Origin of the sequence: Pseudofrankia saprophytica (genome assembly GCF_000235425.2) — a bacterium.
Lineage (GTDB): Bacteria > Actinomycetota > Actinomycetes > Frankiales > Frankiaceae > Pseudofrankia > Pseudofrankia saprophytica.
In genome coordinates this window covers 5,173,516-5,187,645 of record NZ_KI912266.1, presented here as the reverse complement: position 1 = coordinate 5,187,645, position 14,130 = coordinate 5,173,516, and the positions used below count along the sequence as shown (strand labels likewise).

The following is a 14,130-nucleotide window of genomic DNA, read 5'->3' as shown; positions in this document are numbered from 1 at the left end:
GGCCCAGAGCTACGGCGTGACCGCGCCGGCCGGCTCGGAGCTGGCGTCCGCGTGGTAGCGGCCGATGGGGACGACCATCGGGGTGCCGGAGACGGGGTCGGGGACGACTCGGGCGCGGATTCCGAAGACGGTGGTGACGAGTTCCTCGGTGACGATCTCGGAGGCGTCGCCGGCCGCGACGACGGCGCCGGAGCGCATGGCGATCAGGTGGTCGGCGTAGCGGCAGGCCAGGTTGAGGTCGTGCAGCACGATGACGATCGTCTTCCCCTCCTGCCGGTTGAGGTCCGTGAGCAGGTCGAGGACGTCGACCTGGTGGCTGACGTCGAGGAAGGTGGTCGGCTCGTCGAGCAGCAGCAGGTCGGTGCCCTGGGCCAGGGTCATCGCGATCCAGACCCGCTGGCGCTGCCCGCCGGACAGCTCGTCGACGGACCGGGACGCGAGCTCGACGGTGTCCGTGACCACCAGCGCCCGCGCGACGGCCGCGTCGTCGCCAGGGCTGAGCTGGCGGAACCAGCCCTGGTGCGGGTAGCGGCCGCGCGCGACGAGGTCGACGACCCTGATGCCGTCCGGCGCCGCTGGCGACTGCGGCAGGATGCCGAGCTTCGCGGCGACGGCCTTGGTCGGCAGCGAGTGGATGTCCTTGCCGTCCAGGTACACCGCGCCGGACGCGGGCGCGAGCAGCCGGGCGAGGCCACGCAGCAGCGTCGACTTCCCGCACGCGTTCGCGCCGACGATCACGGTGATCCGGCCGGTCGGGATGTCGACCGACAGGTCCTTGACGATCTCGCGTGGGCCGTAGCGGAGCGTCACCGCCTGGCCGGACAGTCGGGGCTGCGCCACCGTGGTCGTGCTTGCCCCGGTCGTCATCGTCCACTCCTTGGTGTTGTCCAGGTCGTCGTCCACCGGTCGCGCGCGGTCAGCCGCCGCGGCCCGTGCGGTTCGTGGCGGCGAGCAACCACAGCAGGTAGGGCGCGCCGATGATCGCCGTCACCACACCCACCGGGAAGTCGATGGAGGGGATGGCGTGCTGGCCGACGAGGTCCGACGTCGTCATCATCAGGGCGCCCACGAGCGCCGCCGGGATGACCGCGGCCTCGCCGTCGAGGACGAGGCGCCGCGCGATCGGCCCGGAGGTGAAGGCGACGAACGCGACCGGGCCGACCGCCGCGGTGGCCACCGCCGTCAGCGCGACGCCGAGCAGCAGCAGCGCGAGACGGGACCGCTCGACGGTCACGCCGAGAGCCCGGGCGACGTCGTCCCCGGCGCGCAGCACCGCGAGCCGCCGCCCGGCGAGCAGCACCAGCGGGACCAGCACGGCCATGGCCAGGCCGAGCGGCCGGACCGTGTCCCACGACTTGGTATTGAGGCTGCCGGTCAGCCAGCCGAGCGCCTGCCGTGCCTCGTACACCTTGGAGATCGTCATGACGTACGAGATGACGCTGCTGAGCATCGCGCCCACCGCGATGCCGATCAGCACCAGGCGGTAGCCGGTCACGCCCCGGCGCCAGGCCAGCAGGTACATGAGGGTGGCGGTGGCGAGAGCACCGACGAAGGCGATGACCGACACCGAGTAGCCACCGAGCCCGAACCCGACGATCGCGATGACGGCCGCCGCGCTGGCACCGTCGGTGATCCCGATGACGTCGGGGCTGGCCAGCGGGTTGCGCAGCAGCGCCTGGAAGATGGCGCCCGACATCCCGAAGGCGGCGCCGGCCAGCACACCCGTGAGCGCCCGGGGGAGCCGGAGGCTCGTCACGATGTAGCCGTCGCTGCCCTCGTCGGCCCCGAACAGGGTCCGCACGACCGTGAGCACCGGGATCTTGACCTCGCCCAGTGAGAGCGAGACGCACAGCACGCAGAAGCAGAGCGCGCCGAGCGTGAGCAGCACGGCCGCCTGGCGGGCGTCGCGCACCCGCCGCGCCCGGACGATGGCTGCCCTGGCCACCGCGTCCAGCTCCGCCGCGGACCTCGCCCGAGCCACCGCGGCCGTGTCCCCAGGTGCGGGGGCCGGCCCGGCCCGAACGGCGGAGGCGGAGGCGGAGGTGGGGGCGGGTGCGGAGGCGGATATGGACGACGTGGACATTGACGCGGGCTCCGGGGCGGCCTGGGAGGTCTGTGTCACAGCTCGGCCATCCGCTGGCGGCGGACGAGCGCGATGAGGAACGGGCCGCCGAGGAACGCCAGCACGACGCCCACCTGAAGCTCGCCGGGCCGGGCGATCACCCGCCCGAGCACGTCGGAGGCGAGCAGCAGGATCGGGGCGATCAGCGCCGCGTACGGAAGGATCCAGCGGTGGTCCGGCCCGGTGAAGGGCCGGGCGAGGTGCGGAGCGAGCAGGCCGATGAACCAGATCGGCCCGGCGATGGAGGTCGCCGTGGCGCACAGCACGACGGCCAGGCCGGCGACGCCCGCGCGTGCCAGCCCCACCCGCTGCCCGAGACCGCGCGCGACCTCGTCGCCAAGCGCCAGCGCGTTGAGCAGCCGTCCGGAGCACAGCGCGGGCAGCGCCGCGACGATGACGAACGGGGCCAGTTCGGCGACCAGCTCCGAGCGCCGGCCGACGAGCGAGCCGACGCTCCAGAACCGGAACTGGTCGAACGTCGCGGTGTCGGTCAGCAGCACGGCCGTCGTCGCCGAGAGCATGGCGGCCTGCACGGCCGCGCCGGCGAGCGCGAGCTTGACCGGCGTCGCGCCCCCGCCGCCGACCGCGCCGATCGCGTAGACCAGCGCGGCGACGGCGAGGGCACCGGCGAACGCGAACCACACGTAGCCGAGAGCCGAGGTGATCCCGCCGAGGCTGATCGCGCACACGACCGCGAACGCCGCGCCGCCGTTGACCCCAAGCAGCCCCGGGTCCGCCAGTGGGTTGCGGGTGACCGCCTGCATGATCGTTCCGGACAGTCCCAGGGCCACGCCGACCAGCAGGCCGGCGCACAGCCGGGGGATCCGGTTGATGACCACCTGGTGGTCGCTGTTGCCTGGTTGCTGGTGGCGCAGCGCGTCGAGGATGACCCCGAGGCCGACCTGCCGCGCGCCCACCGCGATCGCGAGCAGCGACACGGCCAGCAGCAGGACGGCGAGCGCGACGAGCCCGAGCACCAGTCGTCCCCGGTGCCGTGACGCCGCCGGTGCCCCCCCGGCCGCCCCGGCCGCCCCGGTCGTCCCTGCCGCCTCGGCCGTGAGGGCCGGTGCGGACGGGGTGGACGGGGTGGACGGGGCGGGTGATCGGTCAGCCCCGACCGGCGTCACCGGCGGCGGCGGGGCCGCGGCGGTGACGCCGGCCGACGTGGCGGGAGTCGCCGACGGCGGCACGGTCGGGGTCATCGATCAGGCTCCGGCCTTGCCCGCGGCCTTGTCGAGGGCTGGCCGCAGCTTCTCCAGCGAGTACTGGATCGACAGCGGCGACGGCGTGTTCAGGCCGACGATCGTCGCGTAGTCGAGGACGGCCACCGTTCCCGGAAGCTGGTCGAAGCCCGGGATGTCCTTGAGGTCGCTCTCGTCGCCACCGTTGACGAGGAAGGCGAGCAGGTCGGCGCGCAGTAGGTCGGCGCGCTCGGTGCTCACGTTGACCCTTGTCTCACCTGTCTTCTTGGCCTCGTCGAGGACCGGCTGGAAGAGCGTCATGCCGAAGTCCTCGAAGAACAGGCTGGAGCCGTCCTTCGGGTCGCCGACGATGTACATCGAGTCGCCGACGATGTACTGCGCCAGGGCGAACGTCTTGCCCTTCAGCTCCGGCAGCTCCTTGGCCGCCGCCGTCACCGGCGCCTCCGCGTCGGAGATCACCTTCTCGGCCTTGGTGGGGTCGTTCAGGAGCTTGCCCGCGGTGCGGGCGAGGTCCTGCCAGGCCGGCACCGCGTCGCCTGGCGGGCCGGCGATGGTCGGCACGCTGGCGGACAGCAGCTTGTAGGTCTCCTCGTCCTGGATCGCGTAGGCCGCGACGATGAGGTCCGGCTTCAGCGCGAGGATCTTCTCGACCGGCAGGCCGTCGGTCGCCGAGAGCTTCACGGAGTCCGCGGGCAGCTTCTCCCACGGGACGCCGGCAGCCGGCATTCCCGGGTCGACCGTGTAGGCGATCGGCGTGACGCCCATGGCGAGCATCACGTCGGTCCACTGCAGGTCGAGGGTGACGACCCGCTTCGGAATGGTCTTGATCGTGGTGCTGCCGTAGACGTGCTGGACAGTGACCGGGGTGGGCAGGGTCTGCGAGTCGGCCGTGGCGGCGGGCGCCGCGTCGCTGTCGTCGTCGGAGCCGCAGGCGGCGGCGGTGCCGGCGAGGAGCACCGCCGCCACCAGCGCCAGGAACATTCGCCACATTCGGCTGGATCTGAGCATGAAGTTAGCCTTACCTTAGTTACAAGTCCATCGTCATCCAGCCGGCGGCGTGGCGTCCGTCACACGTCCGACTGGACGCCTCGCCATGCCCGCCCGTCAGAGGCTCGCCCACGCAGCGCACAGCGCGCATCGCTCCAGGTCATAGCATGACATGTTTAGCTTTGGCTTACCTAACCTGATAGACACCTGAGGTGCCCGGCTGCCCGGCGCGAACCCGACGGCGCGGGGCCGGCCCTCGCGCGCGGCGCGGCGCGTCCCGCGCAGCCCTCGGACCTGCCAGGACTCGACGGAGGGAGCTGCCCGTGAACGTCGTCGTGCCACCGCCCACCGACGGTGGTGCGCAGCCCGCCGCGGGTGGCGCACCACCGTCGGGCGCGGCGGACCTGACGAGCGACGACCGTCCGACGAGCGACGACCATCCGACGGGTGGGGACCATCCGACGGGTGGGGACCTGCTGCACGCGGCGGTGCGCGGCCAGCGGCGCCGGCTGGTCGGCGGCGTCGTGGGGGCGATCTGTCACCAGGGCGGTGAGGCCCTCGTCCCCGTCCTGATCGGTGTGATCATCGATCGGGCGGTCGCGCACGGCGCGACGAGTGACCTGCTGCTCTGGCTCGCGGTGCTCGCCGCGGACTTCGTCCTGCTGTCCATGGGCTTCCGGTTCGGCTTCCGGGTGACGGTCAACGCCTCCGAGTGGGCTGGACACGACCTGCGCCTGCGGGTGGCGGCCCGGGTCGTCGACGACCGTGGCGGGGCCGAGGCCGGCCGCCTCGCCGGCGAGCTCACGAACCTGGCAACCAGCGACGTCCGGCGTGCCAGCGCCGTCAACCTGGTCATGCCGGGCGGCACCGCCGGGCTTGCCGGCCTGGTGGTCGCCGCCGTCGCGCTGCTGAACGTGTCGGTCGTGCTCGGCCTGCTGGTGCTGCTCGGCACACCCCCGCTGCTGTGGATCTCGCACCTGCTGGGCCGGCCGCTGGAGAGGCGCAGCGCGGTCGAGCAGGAACGCGCCGCGCGCGCGTCGGGCGTGGCCACCGACCTCGCCACCGGCCTGCGGGTGCTCAAGGGCATCGGCGCCGAGGACGCCGCTGTGGCCCGCTACCGGCGCACGAGCCGGGACTCGCTGGCCGCGACGCTGCGGGCAGCCCGGGCCCAGGCAGGGTTCGAGGGTGCGGTGCTCGCGCTCAACGGGATCTTCCTGGCGGTGGTGGCACTGGTCGCCGGGCGGCTGGCCACGCACGGCGAGATCAGCATCGGCGGTCTCGTCACCGCGGTGGGGCTCGCCCAGTACTTGCTCAGCCCGCTGAGCATGCTGACCACCGTCCTTGGCCAGTTCGCCCAGGCCAGGGCGTCGGCCACCCGGATCGCCACGGTCCTCTGCGCGCGGCCGGCGGTGGCCGGCGGACAGGCGGGCCCGCCGGCGCATCCGGCGCATCCGGCGCGCGGCCGCCTGCGGATCGACGGCCTGGCCTGCGCCGGCGAGCTGCGCGCCGTCGACCTCGACGTCGTCCCGGGAGAGCTGCTGGGCCTGGTCGTCACCGACCCGGACGCGGCGGGCGCCCTGCTGCGCTGCCTGGCGCGCGAGCGTGACCCGGACGCCGGCGTCGTCGAGCTCGACGGCGTCTCGCTCGCGGACCTCCCGCCCGGCGAGGCCCGCCGGCTGCTCCTCGTCGCCGCCCACGACGCGGACCTGTTCGCGGGCACCCTCGCCGAGAACGTCGCCTCGGGCTTCGCCGCGAGCGGCGCGGCCGGACCCGTCACGAGCGGACCCGTCACGAGCGGACCCGTCACGAGCGGAGGCGCCACGATCGGAGCCGGCGCGGCCGAGGCGCCACCGCGCGTCGCCGACCTGTCGTCGGTGCTGGCGGCGGCCGGGGCCGACGAGGTCGCGCGGGCGCTTCCCGACGGCGTCGACACGGAGATCTCCGAGTTCGGCCGGTCGCTGTCGGGCGGCCAGCGCCAGCGGGTCGCGCTCGCCCGCGCGCTCGCCGCCGACCCGCCCGTCCTGGTGCTGCACGAGCCGACGACCGCCGTCGACACCGTCACGGAGGCCCGGATCGCCACCGGCCTGCGCGAGCTGCGGCGCGGGCGCACGACGGTGCTGGTCGCGACGAGCCCGGCGCTGCTGGCGGTGACCGATCGGGTGGTGGTGCTCGACGGCGGCGGTGTGCGGGCCGACGGCACGCACCGCGACCTGCTCGACCGCGACGCCGGCTACCGCGCGGCGGTGCTCGCGTGACCGCCGCTGCCACCGGGTCGACGGCCGACACCGGGTCGACGGCCGACACGGCGCCAGGCCCGGTGCTGCTGCCGACAGCGAGTGGCGCGCGCACCCGGGCCGCCCTCGGCGAACTGCTGCGCACGCGGCGGGCGCTGGCCGTCGTCGCGCTGGCAGCGGTCGCGGCCGCGACGGGCGTCGGACTGCTGACCGCGCCGATCCTCGGGCACCTCGTCGACCTCGCCGTCGACGGCCAAGGGCCCCCCTCGATGACGACGCCGTTCCTGCTCCTGGTCGCGGTCGCGATCGTCGCCGGCGGGTTGACCGTCCTCGGCGAGTCCCTGGTCGCGCGCCTCGGCGAGGACATGCTCGCCGAGCTGCGCGAACGACTGGTGGCCCGGGCGCTGCGCCTGCCGCTGGAGCGGGTCGAGGCGGCGGGGACGGGCGACCTCACCGCGCGGGTAACCAACGACGTCGGGATGATCGCCGACGTCGTCCGGTCGGCGCTGCCGCAGTTCGCCCGCGCCGGCCTGACGATCGGGCTCACCCTGGTCGGCTTCGCGGTGCTCGACTGGCGTTTCCTGCTGGCCGCGCTGCTGGCCACCCCCGTGCAGGCCGTGACGGTCCGGTGGTACGCGCGGACCGCGCCGGCGGTGTACGCCACGCAGCGGATCGCCGCCGGTGCACAGCAGCAGCAGCTCCTGGAGACAGTCGGCGGAGCGGCGACGGTCCGGGCGTTCCACCTGGGCCCCCGACAGCTGGGACGGGTCGAGGAGCGGTCCGCGGCGGCCGTGCGCTGGACGCTGTCGGGGACGGCGCTGCTCACCCGGTTCTTCGGCCGGCTGAACCTGGCGGAGTTCGTCGGGCTCGCCGCGGTGCTGGCGACCGGGTTCCTGCTGGTCCGGCACGACGCGGTCAGCATCGGTACGGCCACCGCGGCCGCGCTGTACTTCCACAACCTGTTCAATCCGATCAACGCCGCTCTCAGCCTCGTCGACGACGCCCAGGCCGCCGGCGCGAGCCTCGCCCGCCTGGTCGGCGTCATCGACCTGCCGGCCGAGAGCACGCCGGAGCCCGAGCCGGGTCCCGCCGTAGCGCGGTCGGGGCCACGCGCGCCGGTCGCGACGGCGATGCCCGCGGCGCCGAGCGCCCTGATCGAACAGGGCGCGGCGTCCGTGTGCGTTGCCGGGGTGACGTTCGGCTACCGCCCGGGGCATGACGTGCTGCGCGACGTCGACCTCACGGTCCAGGCGGGGGAGCGGGTCGCGCTGGTCGGCGCCAGCGGCGCCGGCAAGACGACGCTGGCCAAGCTGATCGCTGGTATCCACCGGCCGTCAGGCGGTTCGGTGTCGATCGGCGGCGTCTCGCTCGACGAACTCGGGCCGGCGGCGGCCAGACGCACCGTCGCGCTGGTCACCCAGGAGGTGCACGTGTTCGCCGGCCCACTGACCGACGACCTCCGGCTGGCCGCGCCGGACGCCACCGACGACGAGCTGGACGCCGCGCTCGGCGTGGTCGGCGCCCTCGCCTGGGCGCGGCTGCTGCCGGCGGGCCTGGACACGGTCGTCGGCGAGGGCGGGCACCGGCTGACCGTCGCGCAGGCGCAGCAGCTGGCACTCGCGCGCCTCGTGCTCGCCGACCCGCCGGTCGCGATCCTGGACGAGGCCACCGCCGAGGCCGGCAGCGCGGCGGCCCGCGCCCTGGACGCCGCCGCCGACGCGGCGCTGCGCGGCCGGACCGCGATCCTGGTCGCCCACCGCCTCGCCCAGGCGGCCACGGCCGACCGCGTCGTCGTGCTCGACGAGGGCCGGGTCGTCGAGTCCGGCCCGCACGCCGAGCTGGTGACCACCCCGGGCCCCTACGCCACCCTCTGGTCGGCCTGGACCGCCCACCGCCCGGACCCCCTCGGCGGGTCCGTGCTGGCTCCCGTCGAAGGAAGGGCCTGATGGCCGCCGAACTGGTCACGCCTGATCTCGCCGAGCTGCGGCGGCCGGTCCGGGTCCGGGTCACGGTGGCGGCCGGCCTGCAGGCGCTGGCCGCGGTGCTGGTGGTCACGCCGGCGGTCGTCCTGGTGGAGATCGCGCGGCGGCTGCTGGGCGGGTCGGGACAGCTCAGTGGGTCCGGGCAGTCGGTCTGGCCGCTCGCGTGGCTGGCGGTCGGGCTGCTCGTGGCCCGGTTCGCGCTGTACGCGTCGGCGAGCCTGCTGGCCCATCTCGCCGACGCGGACCTCGCCTACCTGCTGCGCCGCCGCCTGACCGAGCAGCTGGGCGCGCTGCCGCTGAGCTGGTTCGCGGGCGGGGTGTCGGCCCGGGTACGCGCCACGGCGCAGGACGACGTGGCGACGCTGCACCACGCCGTGGCGCACGCCCGCGGGGACCTGGCCGCGGCCGTGGCCGGCCCGGTGGTGGTCGTCGGCTACCTGCTCTGGGTGGACTGGCCACTGGCCCTGGTGACGGTGCTGATGGTCGGCGCGGCCCAGGCGATCCGGATGCGGGTCCAGGTCCGCGCCACCGGTCAGATGGGGCGCATCGCGGCGGCGAACACCGAGCTGACCGCGGCCGTGCTCGAGACGGTGCGCGGCATCAGCGTCGTCAAGACGTTCGCCGGAGGCCGGGGCGCGGCGCGGTTCACCACGGCCGCGGCCGAGTACGTCGACGCCGACGAGCAGGCACAGCGGATCTTCCTGCGGCCCCGCGGCGTGGCCAGGGCGACGGTCGCCCCGGCGACCGTGGTGTTCGCGGTCACCGCCGTCGGGACCGGGCTGGTCGCGGCCGGGTGGAGCGACCCGGTGGACCTGGTGGCCTTCGCCCTGCTCGCGGTCGGCCTGTTCGAGCAGCTCACCCCGATCTACCTGGCCCAGGACCTGCGGGAGAGCGCCCAGGGAGCGGCCGGCCGCATCGGTGAGCTGCTGCGGGAGCCCCGGCAGACGACCGTCGACCCGGGCAGGGCCCGCCCGGTGGGCAGCCCGCTGACGGTGGAGTTCGCCGACGTCCACTTCGGCTACACCGACGGGCATCGGGTCCTGAGCGGGGTCAGCGCGACGCTCGCGCCGGGCACCGTGACGGCGCTGGTCGGGCCGTCCGGGGCGGGGAAGTCGACGCTGGCCATGCTGCTCGCGCGGTTCGCGGACGTCTCCGAGGGCGCCATCCGGCTCGGCGGCGTCGACCTGCGCGACCTCGACCGGGACGACCTCTACCGCCACGTCGGGTTCCTGCTGCAGGACGCCGTCCTGCTGCGCCGCTCGATCCGCGACAACATTGCCCTCGCCGTCCCGGACGCGACCGAGGAGGCGGTGCGCGCCGCCGCCCGCGCGGCCGCCGTCGACGACCGGATCCGCGCGCTGCCGCGCGGCTACGACTCGGTGGTCGGCGAGGACGCCCTCCTGTCCGGCGGTGAGGCGCAGCGGGTCGCGATCGCCCGCACCCTGCTCGCCGGGACGCCGGTCGTGGTCCTCGACGAGGCGACCGCGTTCGCCGACCCGGACTCCGAGGCGGCGATCCAGGACGCGCTGGCCGAGCTGACCACCGGCCGGACCCTGCTCGTGATCGCGCACCGCCTGTACACGGTCACCGAGGCCGACCAGATCCTCGTCCTCGACGAGGGCCGTCTCGTCGAACGCGGCCGGCACGACGAGCTGCTCGCCGCCGGCGGGCGCTACGCGCAGCTGTGGCGCGCCCAGCAGGGAGGTGAGCTGTGACGGGCCCGTTGCGGGATGCCATCCCGGCCGGTCAGCACCGGCCGCTGGGCCGCTACCTGGTGGCCGTGGCCGGCTACGCGGTGAGCGAGGGCGTCGCCTTCGGGGTGCTCGTCCCACTGCTGATCGCCCTGCTCGAGGGCCGGACCGCCACCGCCTCCTGGTGGCTGATCCCGCTCACCGCCGCGGCGGGCGTCGGCTGGTTCGCGCACTACTACCTGGGGTCGCGGGCGCTGCGGCTGTCGGCAGCGCTGCGGCGGGCGCTTTACACCCGCATCGGCGACAAGCTGCTGACGCTGCCGCTGGGCTGGTTCGACGGGCCCCGCGCCGGCCAGGTGCCGCAGCTGATCGTCGGTGACGTGGCCCGGGTCGCGAACACCGTGTTCCTCGCCCAGGCGCTGCTCGGCGCGGTCCTGACCCCCGCCACGATCGCGGTGTTCCTGCTCGTCTTCGACTGGCGGGTGGGGATCGCCGCGCTGCTCGTCGTCCCGGTCGTCCTCGTCGCGCTCGCGGTCGGCCGCCGGCTGACCGAACGGACCGAGGCGGCGCACCACGCCGCCACCGCCGAGGCCGGCAGCCGGCTGGTCGAGTTCGCCGGCGCCCAGCCGACGCTGCGGGCCACCGGCAACGCCGCCGCCGGGCGGGCGTCGCTCGACGAGGCGCTGGCCGGCCAGCACCGGGCGGCGCGGCGCGAGGTCGTCGGCTCGCTGCCCGGCGAGTACCTCGGCGAGCTCGGCATCCAGCTCGCCTTCACCGCCCTGCTGCTCACCGGCCTCGCCCTGGCCACGCATGGCCACCTCGGCCCGGCCCGCATGATCGCCGTCGTCGTCCTCGGGATCAGCCTGCTGCGGCCGCTCGACGCGCTCGTGGGCCTCGGCGGCGCGCTGCGCGGCTCCCAGGCGTCCGCCCGGCGGATCGACGAGCTCCTGGCGGTCGAGCCGCTGCCGGAACCCGCGGCCGGCCAGCGGATCGGCCACGCCGGGATCGAGCTCGCGGACGTCCGCTTCGGCTACCCCGAAGGCCCGGAGGTGCTCACCGGGCTGACGCTGACGATCCCGGCCGGCCGTACCACCGCGCTCGTCGGCGCGTCCGGCTCGGGGAAGACCACCGTCACCAAGCTCATCGCCCGTTTCCACGACGTCGGCGCCGGCTCGGTGCGCGTCGGCGGCGTCGACGTCCGCGACCTCACCAGCGCCGAGCTGCTGAGCCACCTCGCGCTCGTGTTCCAGGACGTCTACCTGTTCGACGCCACCGTCGAGGACAACATCCGCTTCGGCAACCCCGACGCCACCCCGGAACAGGTCCGCGACGCCGCCCGGCGCGCGCGGGTGGACTCCATCGTCGCCCGGCTCCCGGACGGCTGGGCCAGCCGCGTCGGCGAGGGCGGCCGGCTGCTGTCCGGCGGCGAGCGCCAACGCGTCGCCATCGCCCGTGCCCTGTGCAAGGACGCGCCCATCGTGCTGCTCGACGAGGCCACCGCGTCCCTGGACACGGAGAACGAGGCCGCGGTGCACGCCGCGCTCGCCGAGCTCGCCGTCCACCGCACGGTCCTGGTCATCGCGCACCGGCTGGACACCATCGTGCGCGCGGACCAGATCGCCGTGCTCGACGGCGGCCGCGTCGTCGAGTGCGGACCGCACGCCGAGCTGCTCGCCCGGGACGGGCGGTACGCCGCGTTCTGGCGCGAGCGCGGCCGTGCCCGCGGCTGGCGGCTGCACGGCGTCGAGCGCCGGGACCAGCCGGGGTGCCCGTGATCCTGACAGAGCACCAGGCCGAGCCGGTGGCCCAGGTCCGGTGGCGGCTCTGGGAGCCGCGGCGGCGGCGCCTGCCCGGCCTGGTGCTCGCGGTGCTCGTGCTGGCCGGGGTGTGCCTGCTCAGCGTCTGGATCGGCGCCAACCACCTCTCGTTCGGCGTCGTGTGGCGGGTGCTCTGGCACGACGACGGCTCGCAGGCCGCGGTGGTCGTCCACGACCTGCGGATCCCGCGCACGCTGCTCGGCCTAATGGTCGGCGCCTCGCTCGGCGTCGCCGGGGCGCTGACCCAGGCGCTGACCCGCAATGACCTGGTCGAGCCGGGGATGCTCGGGGTCAGCATCGGCGCGTCCGCCGCGGTCGTCGTCGCGATCTCCGTCTTCGACCTCACCAGCCCGGCCGGCTACGTGTGGTTCTCGCTCGTCGGCGCCGCCCTGACCTCGGTGGCCGTGTTCGCGATCGGTGCCACCGGCCGCTCGGGGACGTCGCCGGCGACCCTGGTGGTGACCGGCGCGGCCGCCACCGCGATCCTCGGCTCGTTCGTGTACGCAGCGCTGCTGCTCGACACCCGCACGTTCGACCAGTTCCGGCACTGGGACGTCGGCTCGCTGGCGGTGCGGGGATCGGGCAGCCTGGTCGCGACGGCGCCGTTCATGGCCGTCGGCCTTCTGGTCGCGTGCGCCCTCGGCCGGCCGCTGAACGCGCTCGCGCTGGGCGACGAGGCGGCGCGCGGGCTCGGCGTCCGCCTGCACCGCGCCCGGGTGTCGGGCGCGGTCGCCGTCGTCCTGCTCTGCGGCGGGGCGACCGCCGCCGCCGGGCCGATCACGTTCGTCGGTCTGGCCGTCCCGCACATCGCCCGCGTGATCGCCGGGCCCGACAACCGCTGGGTCCTGCCGTACTCCGCGGTGCTGGCCCCGGTGCTGCTGATCGGCTCGGACCTCGTCGGCCGGACGATCATCGCCCCGGGGGAGCTGCAGGTGGGGGTCGTCACGGCCTTCGTCGGGGCGCCGGTGTTCATCGTGCTGTGCCGCCGCGCCCGGCTGGGTCGGGCGTGACCACCTCGGCCACCTCCGTGGCCCGCCCGTCGGTGTGGCGCCACCGGGTGGCCCGGTTCGGCGGCGACGCGGTGTCCGTCCGGGTCGTCCCGCGTTCCGTCGCGCTGAGCGTCGGGTTCGTCGTGGTGATCGTCGCCGCCGGCGTCGCCACGTTGACGACCGGGGACTACTCGATCCCGGTGGGCGACGTCGTGCGCGCCCTGCTCGGGCACGGCGACGGCGGCACGGACTTCGTGGTCAACACGCTGCGGCTGCCGCGCCTGCTGACCGGCCTGCTGGTCGGTGCCGCGCTGGCGCTGTCCGGCGCCATCTTCCAGAGCGTCTCGGGCAACGTGCTGGGCAGCCCGGACATCCTCGGCTTCACCACCGGCTCGGCCACCGGCGCGGTGATCGTCCTGCTGGTCCTGCGCGGCGACGCGACGCAGGCGTCGCTCGGCGCGCTGGCTGGCGGCGTCGTCACCGGCGCGGCGGTCTACCTGCTGGCCTACCGGCGCGGCCTCGCCGGTGCGCGGCTGGTCCTCGTCGGCATCGCGACGGCCGCGCTGCTGAATGCCGTCAACTCCTACCTGATCACCCGGGCGACGCTGGCGGACGCGGTCACGGCGCAGGTCTGGCTGATCGGCAGCCTGAACAGCCGCGGCTGGGAGCAGGCCCGGCCGCTGGCCGTGGCCCTGGTCGTCCTGGTGCCCATCGGGATCTACCAGGGCCGCCGGCTGGCCTACCTGGAGCTGGGGACGGACACCGCGAAGGCGCTCGGGGTCGACGTCGAGCGGTGCCGCCTCACGCTGATCCTGGCCGCGGCGGCGCTGGCGGCGACCGCGACGGCGGCGGCTGGACCGATCGGCTTCGTCGCGCTGACCGCCCCGCCGCTCGCCCGCTGGCTGACGGCGGCACCGTCGCCGCCGCTGGTACCGACCGCGCTGGCCGGCGCGGCACTGGTCACCGTCAGCGACCTGGCGGCGCAGCGCCTGTTCGCCCCCACCCAGCTCCCCGTCGGCGTGGCGACCGCCGCGATCGGCGGCATCTACCTCGCCGTCCTGCTGGTCCGCCAGCGGCGGCCGGCGTGACACCGCGCCGGCGCCGCC

The 14,130-nt window shown here is 75.1% G+C and carries 10 protein-coding genes; 6 read left to right on the top strand and 4 right to left on the bottom strand.

All coding sequences use genetic code 11. From position 1 onward, the window contains the following. Positions 1 to 9 precede the first annotated feature (9 nt). The 4 genes from FRCN3DRAFT_RS0221815 to FRCN3DRAFT_RS0221800 form a co-directional block, all read right to left on the bottom strand. Positions 10 to 867: an ABC transporter ATP-binding protein gene (locus tag FRCN3DRAFT_RS0221815; protein WP_007509265.1), complete on the bottom strand. Its 858-nt coding sequence runs from the start codon at positions 865 to 867 to the stop codon at positions 10 to 12. Positions 868 to 916: 49 nt separating this feature from the next. Continuing rightward, positions 917 to 1,981, bottom strand: coding sequence for a FecCD family ABC transporter permease (locus FRCN3DRAFT_RS0221810; protein WP_035925053.1), 1,065 nt, complete (start codon positions 1,979 to 1,981; stop codon positions 917 to 919). A gap of 137 nt (positions 1,982 to 2,118) precedes the next feature. Next, positions 2,119 to 3,324, bottom strand: coding sequence for a FecCD family ABC transporter permease (locus FRCN3DRAFT_RS0221805; RefSeq protein ID WP_007509269.1), 1,206 nt, complete (start codon positions 3,322 to 3,324; stop codon positions 2,119 to 2,121). 3 nt (positions 3,325 to 3,327) lie between these two features. After that, positions 3,328 to 4,332 carry an ABC transporter substrate-binding protein gene (locus FRCN3DRAFT_RS0221800; protein ID WP_007509270.1) on the bottom strand — a complete coding sequence of 335 codons (1,005 nt, stop codon included), beginning with the start codon at positions 4,330 to 4,332 and terminating at the stop codon, positions 3,328 to 3,330. A gap of 302 nt (positions 4,333 to 4,634) precedes the next feature. Between FRCN3DRAFT_RS0221800 and FRCN3DRAFT_RS0221795 the strand changes: the two genes are divergently transcribed. From FRCN3DRAFT_RS0221795 to FRCN3DRAFT_RS0221770, 6 genes are read left to right on the top strand one after another with little or no spacing between them, the layout of a single operon-like run. Then, positions 4,635 to 6,566: an ABC transporter ATP-binding protein gene (locus tag FRCN3DRAFT_RS0221795; protein WP_007509272.1), complete on the top strand. Its 1,932-nt coding sequence runs from the start codon at positions 4,635 to 4,637 to the stop codon at positions 6,564 to 6,566. Beyond that, positions 6,563 to 8,491: an ABC transporter ATP-binding protein gene (locus FRCN3DRAFT_RS0221790; protein ID WP_007509274.1), complete on the top strand. Its 1,929-nt coding sequence runs from the start codon at positions 6,563 to 6,565 to the stop codon at positions 8,489 to 8,491. Before FRCN3DRAFT_RS0221795 ends, FRCN3DRAFT_RS0221790 begins: the two co-directional genes overlap by 4 nt. Next, positions 8,491 to 10,242 carry an ABC transporter ATP-binding protein gene (locus tag FRCN3DRAFT_RS0221785; protein ID WP_007509276.1) on the top strand — a complete coding sequence of 584 codons (1,752 nt, stop codon included), beginning with the start codon at positions 8,491 to 8,493 and terminating at the stop codon, positions 10,240 to 10,242. Before FRCN3DRAFT_RS0221790 ends, FRCN3DRAFT_RS0221785 begins: the two co-directional genes overlap by 1 nt. Beyond that, entirely contained in the window at positions 10,239 to 11,993 is a 1,755-nt protein-coding gene (locus FRCN3DRAFT_RS0221780) for an ABC transporter ATP-binding protein (RefSeq protein WP_007509278.1), read from the top strand. Before FRCN3DRAFT_RS0221785 ends, FRCN3DRAFT_RS0221780 begins: the two co-directional genes overlap by 4 nt. Continuing rightward, positions 11,990 to 13,045 carry a FecCD family ABC transporter permease gene (locus FRCN3DRAFT_RS0221775; protein WP_232794110.1) on the top strand — a complete coding sequence of 352 codons (1,056 nt, stop codon included), beginning with the start codon at positions 11,990 to 11,992 and terminating at the stop codon, positions 13,043 to 13,045. The genes FRCN3DRAFT_RS0221780 and FRCN3DRAFT_RS0221775 overlap by 4 nt, the downstream gene beginning before the upstream one ends. After that, on the top strand, positions 13,042 to 14,112 hold the full coding sequence (locus FRCN3DRAFT_RS0221770) for a FecCD family ABC transporter permease (RefSeq protein WP_007509281.1): 1,071 nt from the start codon (positions 13,042 to 13,044) through the stop codon (positions 14,110 to 14,112). Before FRCN3DRAFT_RS0221775 ends, FRCN3DRAFT_RS0221770 begins: the two co-directional genes overlap by 4 nt. Positions 14,113 to 14,130: the final 18 nt, after the last annotated feature.